The sequence below is a fragment of the Pseudomonas saponiphila genome, from assembly GCF_900105185.1.
GTDB lineage: Bacteria > Pseudomonadota > Gammaproteobacteria > Pseudomonadales > Pseudomonadaceae > Aquipseudomonas > Aquipseudomonas saponiphila.
This window is the reverse complement of sequence record NZ_FNTJ01000002.1, coordinates 584486-598167: the sequence shown is the minus strand read 5'-3', so window position 1 is coordinate 598167 and position 13682 is coordinate 584486. Positions and strand designations below refer to the sequence as shown.

10 protein-coding genes and 1 pseudogene are annotated in these 13682 nt (G+C 66.3%); 8 read left to right on the top strand and 3 right to left on the bottom strand.

Features of this window, described 5'->3' with window-relative positions; translation table 11 throughout:
- Window positions 1-34 precede the first annotated feature (34 nt).
- The 7 genes and pseudogenes from BLV47_RS24650 to BLV47_RS24620 all read left to right on the top strand — a co-directional run.
- Window positions 35-256 (top strand): annotated as a pseudogene (locus BLV47_RS24650) (SfnB family sulfur acquisition oxidoreductase); the annotation flags it as partial.
- A gap of 39 nt (window positions 257-295) precedes the next feature.
- Window positions 296-1495, top strand: coding sequence for an SfnB family sulfur acquisition oxidoreductase (locus tag BLV47_RS24645; protein ID WP_092318578.1), 1200 nt, complete (start codon window positions 296-298; stop codon window positions 1493-1495).
- Window positions 1495-2862 (top strand): LLM class flavin-dependent oxidoreductase, encoded by a 1368-nt coding sequence (locus BLV47_RS24640; protein WP_092318576.1) that lies wholly within the window; start codon window positions 1495-1497, stop codon window positions 2860-2862. The genes BLV47_RS24645 and BLV47_RS24640 overlap by 1 nt, the downstream gene beginning before the upstream one ends.
- A gap of 113 nt (window positions 2863-2975) precedes the next feature.
- Window positions 2976-3785: a MetQ/NlpA family ABC transporter substrate-binding protein gene (locus BLV47_RS24635; RefSeq protein WP_092318574.1), complete on the top strand. Its 810-nt coding sequence runs from the start codon at window positions 2976-2978 to the stop codon at window positions 3783-3785.
- Between the two features lies 1 nt (window position 3786).
- Window positions 3787-4911, top strand: a complete 1125-nt coding sequence (locus BLV47_RS24630; protein ID WP_092318572.1) for a methionine ABC transporter ATP-binding protein — start codon at window positions 3787-3789, stop codon at window positions 4909-4911.
- Entirely contained in the window at window positions 4901-5545 is a 645-nt protein-coding gene (locus BLV47_RS24625) for a methionine ABC transporter permease (protein ID WP_092318570.1), read from the top strand. Before BLV47_RS24630 ends, BLV47_RS24625 begins: the two co-directional genes overlap by 11 nt.
- 116 nt (window positions 5546-5661) lie before the next feature.
- Complete coding sequence (locus tag BLV47_RS24620) at window positions 5662-6288, top strand: class I SAM-dependent methyltransferase (protein WP_092318568.1); 627 nt, start codon at window positions 5662-5664, stop codon at window positions 6286-6288.
- A 475-nt stretch (window positions 6289-6763) separates the two neighbouring features.
- Here BLV47_RS24620 and BLV47_RS24615 read toward each other — a convergent pair whose 3' ends face one another.
- The 3 genes from BLV47_RS24615 to BLV47_RS24605 are packed head-to-tail and all read right to left on the bottom strand — an operon-like array spanning window position 6764 to window position 12002.
- On the bottom strand, window positions 6764-9844 hold the full coding sequence (locus tag BLV47_RS24615) for an efflux RND transporter permease subunit (RefSeq protein ID WP_092318566.1): 3081 nt from the start codon (window positions 9842-9844) through the stop codon (window positions 6764-6766).
- Window positions 9841-10911, bottom strand: a complete 1071-nt coding sequence (locus BLV47_RS24610; protein WP_092318564.1) for an efflux RND transporter periplasmic adaptor subunit — start codon at window positions 10909-10911, stop codon at window positions 9841-9843. Before BLV47_RS24610 ends, BLV47_RS24615 begins: the two co-directional genes overlap by 4 nt.
- Window positions 10908-12002: an efflux RND transporter periplasmic adaptor subunit gene (locus tag BLV47_RS24605; protein WP_092318562.1), complete on the bottom strand. Its 1095-nt coding sequence runs from the start codon at window positions 12000-12002 to the stop codon at window positions 10908-10910. The genes BLV47_RS24610 and BLV47_RS24605 overlap by 4 nt, the downstream gene beginning before the upstream one ends.
- A gap of 262 nt (window positions 12003-12264) precedes the next feature.
- Here BLV47_RS24605 and BLV47_RS24600 point away from each other — a divergent pair, with 262 nt between their 5' ends.
- Entirely contained in the window at window positions 12265-13461 is a 1197-nt protein-coding gene (locus BLV47_RS24600; protein WP_092318560.1) for an AAA family ATPase, read from the top strand.
- Window positions 13462-13682: the final 221 nt, after the last annotated feature.

Here is a 13682-nt window from a genome sequence, read left to right as displayed (position 1 = left end):
AAACGGCCGGTCACGGTGCTCCGAAATCCGCACCGTGGCCGAGGCCAAGGTGCTGACCACCGAGATCTCGCTGCTGGCCAGCGAAAAGCTCTTCGAGCTTGCCGGCAGCCGCGCCACCCTCGCCGAATTCAACCTCGATCGTCACTGGCGCAACGCCCGGGTGCACACCCTGCACGACCCGGTGCGCTGGAAGTACCACGCCGTCGGCGCCTACCACCTGAACGGCACGCTGCCGGCCCGGCACTCCTGGATTTAACCGCCCAGAACGCTTTTGACCAGATCTCTGGAGAAACACATGTCTCTTTCTCAACACATCGCGGTTATCACCAGCGATGAACAAGCCCTGATTGTCGCCAGCGACCTGGCTGAAGACTTCAAACGCGACAGCGCCCTGCGCGACCGCGAACGGCGCCTGCCGCACCCGGAACTGGAAGCCTTCACCCGCTCCGGCCTGTGGGGCATCAGCGTGCCCAAGGCCTACGGCGGCGCTGGAGTGTCCAACGTCACCCTGGCCAAGGTCATCGCCCTGATCGCCGAGGCCGACGCCTCCCTGGGGCAGATCCCGCAGAACCATTTCTACGCCCTGGAAGTGCTGCGGGTGAACGGCAGCGAAGCGCAGAAACAACGGCTGTACGCCGAAGTCCTGGCCGGCCGCCGCTTCGGCAACGCCCTGGCCGAACTGGGCACCAAGACCGCCCACGACCGCACCACCCGCCTGAGCCGCGACAGCAGCGGCCAGGGTTACCGCATCGACGGGCGCAAGTTCTACGCCACCGGCGCCATCTACGCCCAGCGCATCCCCACCTCGGTGGTGGATGAACACGGCGTGCAGCAACTGGCCTTCGTCCCCGCCGACGCCCAGGGCCTGAACGTGATCGACGACTGGAGCGGCTTCGGCCAGCGCACCACCGGCAGCGGCTCGGTGCAGTTCGACAACGTGGCGGTGGACGAGGCCGACGTGGTGCCGTTCCAGAGCGCCTTCGAACGCCCGACCCCGGTCGGCCCCCTGGCGCAGATCCTCCACGCCGCCATCGACACCGGCATCGCTCGCGCCGCCTATGAAGACGCCCTGCGCTTCGTGCGCACCAAAACCCGGCCGTGGATCGACTCCGGCACCGACAAGGCCACCGAAGACCCGCTGACCATCAAGAGCTTCGGCCACCTGAGCATCCGCCTGCACGCCACCGAGGCCCTGCTGGAACGCGCCGGGGAATTCCTCGACAAGGCCCAGGCCGAGACCAACGCCGACACCGTGGCCGCCGCGTCCATCGCCGTGGCCGAGGTGCGCGCCCTGAGCACGGAAATTTCCCTGGCCGCCGGCAGCACCCTGTTCGAACTGGCGGGCAGCCAGGCGACCCTGGCCGAGCACGGCCTGGACCGCCACTGGCGCAACGCCCGGGTGCACACCCTGCACGATCCGGTGCGCTGGAAGTACCACGCGGTGGGCAACTACTACCTCAACCAGCAGAACCCGCCACTGCGGGGGACCATCTGATGGCCGCGCCAGAAACCGCGAAAAAGAAGATCCTGCTCAACGCCTTCAACATGAACTGCGTCGGGCACATCAACCACGGCCTGTGGACCCATCCGCGGGACAACTCGACCCAGTACAAGACCCTGGAATACTGGACCGAACTGGCCCAGTTGCTGGAGCGCGGGCTATTCGACGGGCTGTTCATCGCCGACATCGTCGGGGTCTACGACGTCTACCAGAACTCGGTGGACGTGACCCTCAAGGAGTCGATCCAACTGCCGGTCAACGACCCACTGCTGCTGGTCTCGGCCATGGCCGCAGTCACCAGGAACCTGGGCTTCGGCCTGACCGCCAACCTCACCTACGAGGCGCCCTACCTGTTCGCCCGGCGTCTTTCCACCCTCGACCACCTGAGCCGTGGCCGGGTCGGCTGGAACATCGTCACCGGCTACCTGGACAGCGCCGCCCAGGCCATGGGCCTGAAGCAGCAGATCGAGCACGACCGCCGCTACGACCAGGCCGACGAGTACCTGGAGGTGCTGTACAAACTCTGGGAAGGCAGCTGGGAAGACGACGCGGTACTCAACGACCGCGAGCAGCGCGTCTATGCCCAGCCGGACAAGGTGCACAAGGTCGAGCACCAGGGCGAGTTCTACCAGGTCAGCGGCTATCACCTGTGCGAGCCGTCGCCGCAGCGCACCCCGGTGCTGTTCCAGGCCGGCAGCTCGGATCGCGGCCTGCTGTTCGCCGGGCGCCACGCCGAGTGCGTGTTCATCAGCGGGCAGAACAAGGCCGCGACCAAGGCCCAGGTGGACAAGGTCCGTGCCAGCGCCGTGGCCGCCGGACGCAACCCAGAGGACATCAAGGTGTTCATGGGCCTCAACGTGATCGTTGGCGAAACTGAGGAGCTGGCCTGGCAGAAGCATGCCGAGTACCGCAGCCATGCCAGCGCCGAAGCCGGCGTGGCGCATTTTTCCGCGTCCACCGCGATCGACTTTTCCCAGTACGAGATCGACGAACCCATCCAGTACGTGAAAAGCAACGCCATCCAGTCGGCCACCAAGAACCTGCAGAACAACGACTGGACCCGGCGCAAGCTGCTGGAGCAGCACGCCCTGGGCGGCCGCTACTTCACCGTGGTCGGCTCGCCGCAACAGGTGGCCGACGAGCTGGAATCCTGGATCGCCGAGACCGGTCTGGACGGCTTCAACCTGACCCGCATCGTCACCCCGGAAAGCTATGTCGACTTCATCGACCTGGTGATCCCCGAACTGCAGCGTCGCGGCTCCTACAAGACCGCCTACGACGACGGCACCCTGCGGGAAAAACTGTTCCACCAAGGCCGCAAACTGCCTGAACGACACACCGGCGCGGCCTACCGCCGCTAACCGCTGCGCCGGCAAGCCGGCTCCTGCACACCTCACCTGTAGGAGCTGGCTTGCCAGCGAAGAGGCCCGCAAAACCTGCACATTCCCTCGCCCCGACTTGGACCCTGACCCACATGAAAAGCAAACGCCTGCGCCACCCGGTCAAAGCCCTGGCCCTCGCCCTCGGCCTGTTCAGCGGCGCCCTGTTCGCCGCCGACGCGCCGCTCAAGGTCGGCACCACCGCCGCCTTCGCCATTCCCCTGGAGGCCGCCGTGGAAGAGGCCGGCAAGCAGGGCCTGAAAGTTGAGCTGGTGGAGTTCACCGACTGGATCGCGCCCAACGTCAGCCTGGCCGCAGGCGACATCGACGTGAACTACTTCCAGCACATCCCCTTCCTGGAAAACGCCAAGGCCGCCGCCGGTTTCGACCTGGTGCCCTTCGCCCCGGGGATCATCAACAACGTCGGCCTGTACTCGAAGAAATACAAAAGCTTCGCCGAACTGCCCGAGGGTGCCAGCGTGGCCATCGCCAACGACCCGATCAACAGCGGACGCGGCCTGCAACTGCTGGCCAAGGCCGGGCTGATCACCCTCAAGCCGGGAGTCGGCTACAAGGCCACCGAAGAAGACATCGTCAGCAACCCGAAGAAGATCAAGATCCTCCAGGTCGAAGCCGTGCAACTGGTACGCGCCTATGACGACGCCGACCTGGTCCAGGGCTACCCGGCCTACATCCGCCTGGCCAAGACCTTCGACGCCGGCTCGGCGCTGCTGTTCGACGGCCTGGACCACAAGGAATACGTGATCCAGTTCGTGATCCAGCCCAAGAGCAAGAACGACCCGCGGCTGATCAAGTTCGTCGATATCTACCAGCATTCGCCCGCCGTTCGCGCGGCCCTGGACAAAGCCCACGGCAAGCTCTACCAAGCCGGCTGGGAAGGTTGACATGAGTGCCGCGACGCTACAGCGCAAGCTGTCGGAACCTGCGCCCCAGCGTGCCGAGCAGACCGAGTTGCACCCCGAACTGAACCGCGCCCAGGTGCGCTTCATCGGCCTGGGCAAGACCTACCAAGGCCAGCAGGGTCCGGTGCAGGCCCTGCACGGCATCGATCTTTCGATCCAGCGCGGCGAAGTGTTCGGCATCATCGGCCGCAGCGGCGCCGGCAAGTCGTCGCTGATCCGCACCATCAACCGCCTGGAACAGCCCAGCAGCGGCCGGGTGCTGATCGATCAAGTGGACATCGGCGACTTCGACGAAGACCGCCTGGTGGCCCTGCGCCGGCGCATCGGCATGATCTTCCAGCACTTCAACCTGATGTCGGCCAAGACCGTATGGCACAACGTCGAGCTGCCGCTGAAGGTGGCCGGGGTGCCCAAGGCCGAGCGCCAGCGCAAGGTCCGCGAGCTGCTGGAACTGGTGGGCCTCAAGGACAAGCACCAGGCCTACCCGGCGCAACTGTCCGGCGGCCAGAAGCAGCGGGTGGGCATCGCCCGGGCCCTGGTCCACGATCCCGAGATCCTGCTGTGCGACGAAGCCACCTCGGCCCTGGACCCGGAAACCACCCAGTCGATCCTCGGCCTGCTCAAGGAGATCAATCAGCGCCTGGGCCTGACCATCATCCTGATCACCCACGAGATGGCGGTGATCCGCGAGATCTGCGACCGCGTGGTGGTGCTGGAACACGGGCGCATCGTCGAACAGGGGCCGGTCTGGGAAGTCTTCGGCAACCCGCAGCACGAGGTCAGCAAGACCCTGCTGGCGCCCTTGCAACATGGCCTGCCGCCAGAGCTGCAAAACCGCCTGCGCAGTCACCCCGAATCGTCCGCGGCGGCCGTGGTGCTGAGCCTGCGCTTCACCGGCAGCAGCCATGATGAACCGGACCTGGCGGCGCTGTTCAGCGCCCTCGGGGGCCGCGTGCGCCTGCTGCAAGGTGGCGTGGAACGCATTCAGGGCCACGCCCTGGGGCAACTGCTGCTGGCGGTCCAGGGATCGCCCCTGGACGCCGAAGCACTGCGCCAGCGCGCGGGGCAATGGGCACAGCAAGTGGAGGTACTGGGCTATGTGGTTTGATCGCTTGTTGCAGGGCATTCTCGACACCCTGCTGATGGTCGGCGTGTCCTCGCTGATCGCCCTGCTGGCAGGGATTCCCCTGGCGGTGATCCTGGTCACCAGCGGCAAGGGCGGAATCTATGAGGCGCCGAACCTGAACCGGGTGCTGGGGGCCTTCGTGAACCTGTTCCGCTCGATCCCGTTCCTGATCCTGATGGTGGCGCTGATCCCCTTCACCCGGCTGATCGTCGGCACCACCTACGGCGTGTGGGCCGCGGTGGTGCCACTAACCATCGCCGCCACGCCGTTCTTCGCGCGGATTGCCGAAGTCAGCCTGCGGGAAGTCGATCACGGCCTGATCGAAGCGGCCCAGGCCATGGGCTGCCGCCGCTGGCACATCGTCTGGCATGTGCTGCTGCCGGAAGCGCTGCCGGGCATCGTCGGCGGTTTCACCATCACCCTGGTGACCATGATCAACTCCTCGGCCATGGCCGGCGCGATTGGCGCGGGAGGCCTGGGAGACATTGCCTACCGCTACGGTTACCAGCGTTTCGACAGCCAGATCATGCTCACGGTGATCGTGCTGCTGGTGATCCTGGTGGCGGCGATCCAGCTGGGCGGCGACCGCCTGGCGCGGGTGCTGAACAAGCGTTGAGGGACGGGGTGTCCGTTCGGATGCCCTGTGCAGGAGCGAGCTTGCTCGCGATAGGGCCCTCAAGGCCGCCATTGGCGTTATATTGGCCACCCTGCCCTCGACCTCCGCAGCCCGCCATGAAACTCGCCCCCGACGATCTCGACAGCATCACCGCCACCACCCTCGGCCACTACCAGCAAGTGGCCGAAGACTTTCGCCAAGGCACCCGCGACCACGACGTCAGCCAGAACATCGACGCGCTGCTGCGGCATATCCGGGGCCCGGCGCCGTTCCGCGTGCTGGATTTTGGCTGCGGCCCGGGGCGCGATCTACAGACCTTCACCCGCCTCGGCCATATCGCCATCGGCCTCGACGGCTGCGAACGCTTCACCCAGATGGCCCGGGACGACAGCGGCTGCGAGGTGTGGCAACAGGATTTTCTCAAGCTCGATCTACCGGCGAGCCACTTCGACGGCATCTTCGCCAACGCGGTGCTGTTTCACATTCCCCGCCAGGAACTGCCACGGGTGCTCAAGCAGCTGCATGCCAGCCTCAAGGACGGCGGCGTGCTATTCAGCTCCAACCCGCGCGGCGACAACCAGGAAGGCTGGAACGGCCCGCGCTACGGCGCCTACCACGACCTCGCGGCCTGGCAGGCACTGCTGACCGAAGCAGGTTTTGTCGAACTGGAGCATTACTACCGCCCCGCCGGCCTGCCCCGTGAACAGCAACCCTGGCTGGCCAGCGTCTGGCGCAAGGCCTGACCCCACCCCCGCCACACCGCCAACCCGGTAGGAGCCGGCTTGCCGGCGAAAGCGGTCCCAGATCAGGCGCCCGCCTCCAGGGCCTCTTCGCTGGCAAGCCAGCTCCTACGGCCGTGGGCTGCCTACGCCATTCGCAACACCGCCAACCTCGTAGGAGCCGGCTTGCCGGCGAAGGCGTTTCCGGATCAGGCGCCCGCCTCCAGGGCCCCTTCGCTGGCAAGCCAGCTCCTACGGCCGTGGGCTGCCTACGCCATTCGCAGCACCGCCAACCTCGTAGGAGCCGGCTTGCCGGCGAAGGCGTTTCCGGATCAGGCGCCCGCCTCCAGGGCCCCTTCGCTGGCAAGCCAGCTCCTACGGCTGTGGGCCGCCTACGCCATTCGCAGCACCGCCAACCTCGTAGGAGCCGGCTTGCCGGCGAAGGCGTTTTCCGGATCAGGCGCCCGCCTCCAGGGCCCCTTCGCTGGCAAGCCAGCTCCTACGTGGCGCTGGGGCGGGCGGGGTCCGGGCTTGGCTCCTTGATCTTGTACCAGGCCACGTACAGCGCCGGGAGGAACAGCAGGGTGAGCAAGGTGGCAACGATGATGCCGCCAATCATGGCGTAGGCCATCGGCCCCCAGAACACTTCCCGGGCAATCGGGATCATCCCCAGGCTGGCCGCCGCGGCAGTCAGCAGGATCGGCCGGCGGCGGTGGTGGGTCGCTTCCAGCACCGCGTCCCAGGGGTGATAGCCGTCGCGCTCGTATTCGTCGATCTGGGTCACCAGGATCACCGAGTTGCGGATGATGATGCCGATCAGCGCAAGGATCCCGAGGATCGCCACAAAACCCATGGGCGTGCCGGTGGGCACCAGGGCCAGGACCACGCCAATCAGCCCAAGGGGCGCGACGCTGGCCACCAGGAACAGCTTCTGCACGCTGTGCAGCTGGATCATCAGGAAGGTCGCCATGAGGAACAGCATCAGCGGCACCACCTTGGCGATCGGGCCCTGGGCCTTGCCGCTTTCCTCCACGGTGCCGCCGGTGGCCACCGAATAACCGGCGGGCAGGCTGGCGGCGAAGCGCTCGATGCTCGGCTTGAGTTGCTTGACCAGGTCGGTGGGCTGGATCGCGTCGCGCACCGCGGCCTTGATGGTGATGGTCGGCTTGCGGTCGCGGCGCCACACCAGCGGCTGCTCAAGCTCGTAGCCCACGGTGGCAAAAGCCAGCAGCGGAATCGAAGTGCCATTGGGGGTGACGATCTGCAGGTTCTGCAGGGTTTCCGGGGAGCCGCGTTCATTGTCGTCGGCGCGGCCGACCACGTTGATCAGGTAGATGTCGTCATGCACCTGGGTCACGGTGGAACCGCTGACGATGCTGTTCATCAGCCGCGCCACATCCTCCGATGACAGCCCGAGCTGCCGCGCCTTGTCCTGGGCGATGTCGATGCGCAGCACTTTGCCGGGCTCGTTCCAGTCGTAGATGATCTCGCCGATGTGCGGGTTCCGGTCCAGCTCGGTGGCCAGGTCGATGGCGTGCTTGCGCACCTGGTCGATGTCCTTGCCGCTGACCCGGTACTGGATCGGCCGCCCCACCGGCGGGCCCATTTCCAGGGCCTGCACGTTGCTGCCGATGCCGACGAAGTCTTCGCGCAGGCGTTTGCGCAAGCGCTCGCTCAGGGCCTCGCGCTGCTCCAGGCCCTTGCTGACGATCACCAGCTGGGCGTAGTAGGGGTTCTGCAACTGCTGGTCCAGGGGCAGGTAGAACCGGATCGCGCCCTCGCCGATGTAGGTGCTCCAGCGCTCGATGTCCGGATCGTCCTTGAGGGTCGCTTCCAGGCGGTCCACCGCCTTGCGCGTCTCGTTGATCGAGGCGTTCTGCGGCAGGTTGAGGTCCACCAGGATCTCCGGCCGGTCGGAAGACGGGAAGAACTGGTTCTGCACGAAGCGCATGCCGAACACCGAAGCCACGAACAGCAGCACGGTGATGCCGATCGCCCACCAGCGGTTGCGCATGGCCCACAGCAGGCCGCCATTGAAGGCCCGACCGACGCGCCCCGGCTCCTCGGAGTGAGGTTTGACCTCGGTGCTGAGAATGTGGATGCCGATCACCGGGGCGAACAGCACCGCGACGATCCACGACACCAGCATGGCCACGGCGATCACCGCGAACAGGGTGAAGGTGTACTCGCCGGCGGAGCTGGCGTTGAGGCCGATGGGCACGAAGCCGGCCACGGTCACCAGGGTCCCGGTGAGCATCGGGAATGCAGTGGAGGTGTAGGCGAAGGTCGCCGCCTGCTCCTTGCTCTCGCCTTTTTCCAGACGCGTGACCATCATTTCCACGGTGATCATGGCGTCGTCCACCAACAGCCCTAGGGCGATGATCAGCGCCCCCAGGGAGATCCGCTGCATGGTGATGCCGCTGTATTCCATGAACACGAAGACCATGGCCAGCACCAGCGGGATCGAACACGCCACCACCAGCCCGGCGCGCACCCCGAGGCTGACGAAGCTCACCACCAGGACGATGATCACCGCCTCGAACAGGGCGCTGGTGAAACCGCCCACCGCTTCCTGCACCACCTCGGCCTGATCGGACACTTTGTGCACGCCGATGCCCACCGGCAGGTCGGCGGTCAGCTCATTCATGCGCACATGCAGGGCCTTGCCGAAATCCTGGATGTTGCCGCCCTTCTTCATGGCAATGGCCAGGCCGATGGCCGGCTGGCCATTGAAGCGGAACAGCGGTGTGGCAGGGTCGACGTAGCCGCGGCTGATGTCGGCGATGTCGGCCAGGCGATAGAAACGGTCATTGAGCCGCAGGTTGACCGTGGCCAGGTCCTTCTGCGAGGCGAACTGCCCGGACGTGCGCACCGAAATCCGCTCCGGCCCGGCCTCGATCACCCCGGCCGGGGTCACCGCGTTCTGCGCTTGCAGGCTTTGCAGGACCTGGCGCTGGTCGATGCCCAGGGCCGCCAGCTTGCGGGTGGAGAAGTTCAGGTAGATGACTTCGTCCTGCTCGCCGACCATCTCCACCTTGCCCAGGTTCGGCACTTCGCGGATCTCGGCGCGCACCTGTTCCACGTAGTCGCGCAGCTGGCGCATGCTCAGGCCGTCGGCGGTGAAGGCGTAGATCGAACCGAACACATCGCCGAACTCATCGTTGAAACCCGGCCCCTGCAAGCCCTGGGGAAAGTCGCCGCGAATGTCGTTGATCTTCTTGCGCACCTGGTACCAGATCTCGGGGATGTCCTTGCCGGCGGTGGTATCGCGCAGGTTGACGAACACCGTCGACTCGCCGGGACGGGTGTAGCTTTTCACGTAGTCCAGCGAATCCAGCTCTTCGAGTTTCTTCTCGATGCGGTCGGTGACCTGCTTCAGGGTTTCTTCCTGGGTCGCGCCGGGCCAGCGGGTCTGGATCACCATGGTCTTGATGGTGAAGGACGGGTCTTCCTCACGCCCCAGGTTCAGGTAGGAAAACACCCCCATCAGCAGCGCGACGAACATCAGGTACCAGACGAAGGACTGATGCCTGATCGCCCATTCGGAGAGGTTGAAGCTTGCTTTGCTGGCAGGCGTCATTGCGCGCGATCCTCGTCGATTTTGACTTTCTGCCCCGGCTTGAGGCTGTTGACCCCGGCACTGACCACCCGCTCACCGGGCTTGACGCCCTGGCCGATCAGCGCCGAATCGCCGTCGCGGCTGAGCACCTTGATTGCACGCGGGGCGACGGTCTGGCTCTGCGGATCGATGACCCAGATCCGGGTCTGGCCATCCACCTCTTGCAGGGCGCTCAGGGGCAACTCGGTGCGCGGTTCGATGGCCGAGCTCAGGGTCACGCTGATGGCGGTGCCCAGGCGGAAAGCCTCGGGGGTGTCCTTGAGGGTCAGGCGCGCGCGTCGGGTGCGGGTCGCGCTCTGGGCCTGAGGCTCGATCTCGCGCACCGTGGCGGTGGTGCTGATGCTCGGGTCCAGTTGCGCGGCGACCTTGAATTCCACGTCCGTCGGCAGTTGGTCCACCAGGGTCGCCGGCAGGTCGATCACCGCTTCCTTGATCTCCGGTCGGGCCAGGGTCACCACCTGCTGGCCGGCCGTCACTACCTGTCCGGCTTCGGCGTTCCAGGCAGTGACCACGCCCCCGTGATCGCTGTGCAGCTGGCTGTAGTTGAGCTGATCCTGAGCCTGGCGCACCGCGGCCTTGGCCTGGTCCAGGGCGGCGCCAGTGGTCTTCAGGTCGGTCTGGGCGATGTCCAGTTGCGCCTGGGCGCCGACGCCACGGTCGAACAGTTCCTGCTGGCGTCGGGCATTGGCCTGGGCGTTGATCCATTGCGCCTCGACCTTGGCCAGGTCGCCCTGGGCGGCCCGCAGCTGGTTCTGCTGGTCGGTGGGATCGAGGGTCGCCAGCAGGTCACCGGGACCGACTTCGGCGCCGACATCGACCGTGCGGTTGGCGATGCGCCCCGGCACCCGGAAGCCCAGGTTGGTTTCATAACGGGCCTGGATGTTGCCGGCAAAGCGCCCCAGGCTTTCCTCGGACTGCGCCACCACCCGGATCGACAGCACCGGACGCACCGGCGCAGGCGCCGCCTCTTCCTTGGAACAGCCCGATAGCAGGACGGCGGCGCACAACAATGGCAGCAGGCGCTTCATGGTTGCGCTCCCTGATCGTCGCCGCTGGCGGCAATCTCCACCCTCATCCCCGGATGCAACAACTGCCCACCCGTCACCACCACCTTCTCGCCGCCCTTGAGGCCATCACTGATGATCACCTTGCCGGTCAGGTAACGCCCGACCTTGACGTTGTGCAGCACCGTCTTGCCGTCTTCGCCCACCAGCCACACCGCCGGCTCGCTGAGATTCTTGGTCAACGCCGACCAGGGCAGCACCACGCTGGCCTTGCCCTTGGCCCGGGCAGTGGCACTGACCACCGAGCCCAGGTCCATGCCCGCCGGCAGTGCATCGAGCACCACCTTGACCTGCACCGTGCCGCTCTGGGCCGAGACCACCGGGGTCACTTCGCGAACCTTGCCGGTGGTGGTGACCGCGGGGTTGTCCAGCAGGCTGATGTGGATAGTTGCCTGGCCCGACGGCTGCATCAACAGCGACTCGTAGACGTTGAACACCGCGTCGCGCTCGCCGTCCCGAGCCAGGCTGAAGATCGGCATGGTGGCCTGCACCACCTGGCCGACTTCGGCCTGGCGCGCGGTGATCACCCCCGGCGCCTCGGCCACCAGTTCGGTGTAGCCCAGCTGTTCGCGGGCATTGGCCAGTTGCGCCTGGGCCGCGCTCAAGGCGCTCTGGCTGCTGCGCAGCGCGGCCTGGGCCGAGTCGTATTCGCTCTGGCTGGTGTAGCCCTTGGGCAAGAGTTTCTGCTGGCGGACAAAGGCCGCGCTGGCCTGCTTGACCCGGGCCTGCTCGGCGAACACCGAGGCGGCGGCGGAGTCGACCTGGGTCTGCAAGTCCTTCGGGTCGAGCCTGGCCAGCACCTGCTGCGCGCTGACCCGGTCGCCGACATCCACCAGACGCTGGATGATCTTGCCGCCGACGCGGAACGACAGCTCGGTCTGCACCCGGGCCTGGATGTCGCCGGTGAGGGTTACCGAAGGCGCGAAATCGCTGCGCTGCACCGACTGGATTCGCACCCGCGGGCGCTCCTTCTCGGTCGGTTTTTCCGCCCCGCAGCCACCGAGCAGAGCCAGCAGGCTCAGCCCCACTATCCACCTTGAATTGAGACCGGCCATGCAGGCTCCTTGTGCTTGTTCGTCGCGCCAGTGACGTTACGACTGTGAGCGTAGAACAGGGTTCAACCCTTGCACGCGGCTCTTGTGAAGCAGGCCCAGGAGAGGAGAGCGCGGGCTCCTGCGCAACCCGGAGCGCAGCCGTTGCCAGAGCCATTGGCACGCTCTGACCAGGCAAGCGCAACAGCGGTTTCGAGGGCGGCGGCGAGCAAGCCGCCTCCCGACAAATCAGGCACACTGCGCGCCACGCAACAGGAGACTCGACATGCTCAAGACCCTGGCGGTGGCCAATTACCGCTCCATCAACACGTTGGTGATGCCCTTAGGCAGACTGAACCTGATCACCGGCGCCAACGGCAGCGGCAAGCCCAACCTGTACCGCGCCCTGCGCCTGCTGGCGGAGACGGCCCAGGGCGGGGTGGTCAATGCCCTGGCCAAGGAAGGCGGATTGGACTCGACCTTCTGGGCCGGGCCGGAACAGATCAGCCGGCGCATGCGCCAGGGCGAGGTGCCGATCCAGGGCGGGCCGCGCAAGGCCGCCAGACGCCTGCAACTGGGCTTTGCCGGTGAGGACTTCGGGTACGCGATCAGCCTGGGGCTGCCGGATTCCAGCGGTCATTTCATGTTGCCCGGGCACAGCTTGCCGATTGCCTCGCGCTTCACCCTCGACCCATGGATCAAGCGCGAGAGCATCTGGGGCGGGCCCCTGTATCGCACGGCCAGTGCCCTGGTGGACCGCCAGGGCCCGATGATACGAGCCCGCGCGGGCCGCCAGTGGGAAGTGCTGGCGCAGCATACGAGCAGCGGCGACAGCCTGTTCGACCAGGTGGGCAACCTGAGCTCATCGCCCGAGGTTCTGCATCTGCGCGAGCAGATTCGTGGCTGGCGTTTTTATGACCACTTGCGCACCGACAGCCAGGCTCCCGCGCGCCGACCACAACTGGGCACCCGCACCCCGGTGCTGCACCACGATGGCCGGGACCTGGCCGCCGCGTTGCAGACCATTATCGAGGTGGGCGATCAGCAGGCATTGCACGAGAGCATCAGCGACGCCTTCCCGGACTCGCGGCTGGAGATCGATGCCGTTCCGGGGGGCTTGTTCGGCGTGCATCTGCACCAGGAAGGCTTGCTGCGACCACTGTCGGCAGCGGAACTGTCGGACGGCACCTTGCGCTACCTGCTGCTGGTAGCGGCCCTGCTGACCCCGCGTCCGCCGAGCCTGATGGTGCTCAACGAACCGGAAACCAGCCTGCACCCGGACCTGCTGCCAGCGTTGGCGCGCCTGATCATTCGCGCCTCGCAGCAGTGCCAGGTGTGGGTGGTGTCCCACGCCCGACGCCTGATCGCGGCCCTGCAGGAAGACCCCGAATGCAACTGCATCGTGCTGGAGAAAGAGCTGGGCCAGACCGGCATCGTCGGCCAGCGCCCGCTGGACGAACCGGCATGGTACTGGCCGGACTGAAGCGCCCCAGCCCTCATTTCCCTACCACCACCGTAGGAGCCAGCTTGCTGGCGAAGAGGCCCTCGAGCCTTGCTCCGCCCTCGCCTACGCCTTCGCTGGCAAGCCAGCTCCTACAGAGCTCAGCGCAACACGCCCACCGTAGGAGCCAGCTTGCTGGCGAAGAGGCCCTCGAGCCTTGCTCCGCCCTCACCGACGCCTTCGCTGGCAAGCCAGCTCCTACA

Excerpts from the sequence above, each read along its gene's own strand:
- BLV47_RS24645 (WP_092318578.1), top strand. The coding sequence starts at position 296 with ATGTCTCTTTCTCAACACATCGCGGTTATCACCAGCGATGAACAAGCC.
- BLV47_RS24640 (WP_092318576.1), top strand. The coding sequence starts at position 1,495 with ATGGCCGCGCCAGAAACCGCGAAAAAGAAGATCCTGCTCAACGCCTTC.
- BLV47_RS24635 (WP_092318574.1), top strand. The coding sequence starts at position 2,976 with ATGAAAAGCAAACGCCTGCGCCACCCGGTCAAAGCCCTGGCCCTCGCC.
- BLV47_RS24630 (WP_092318572.1), top strand. The coding sequence starts at position 3,787 with ATGAGTGCCGCGACGCTACAGCGCAAGCTGTCGGAACCTGCGCCCCAG.
- BLV47_RS24625 (WP_092318570.1), top strand. The coding sequence starts at position 4,901 with ATGTGGTTTGATCGCTTGTTGCAGGGCATTCTCGACACCCTGCTGATG.
- BLV47_RS24620 (WP_092318568.1), top strand. The coding sequence starts at position 5,662 with ATGAAACTCGCCCCCGACGATCTCGACAGCATCACCGCCACCACCCTC.
- BLV47_RS24615 (WP_092318566.1), bottom strand. The coding sequence starts at position 9,844 with ATGACGCCTGCCAGCAAAGCAAGCTTCAACCTCTCCGAATGGGCGATC.
- BLV47_RS24610 (WP_092318564.1), bottom strand. The coding sequence starts at position 10,911 with ATGAAGCGCCTGCTGCCATTGTTGTGCGCCGCCGTCCTGCTATCGGGC.
- BLV47_RS24605 (WP_092318562.1), bottom strand. The coding sequence starts at position 12,002 with ATGGCCGGTCTCAATTCAAGGTGGATAGTGGGGCTGAGCCTGCTGGCT.
- BLV47_RS24600 (WP_092318560.1), top strand. The coding sequence starts at position 12,265 with ATGCTCAAGACCCTGGCGGTGGCCAATTACCGCTCCATCAACACGTTG.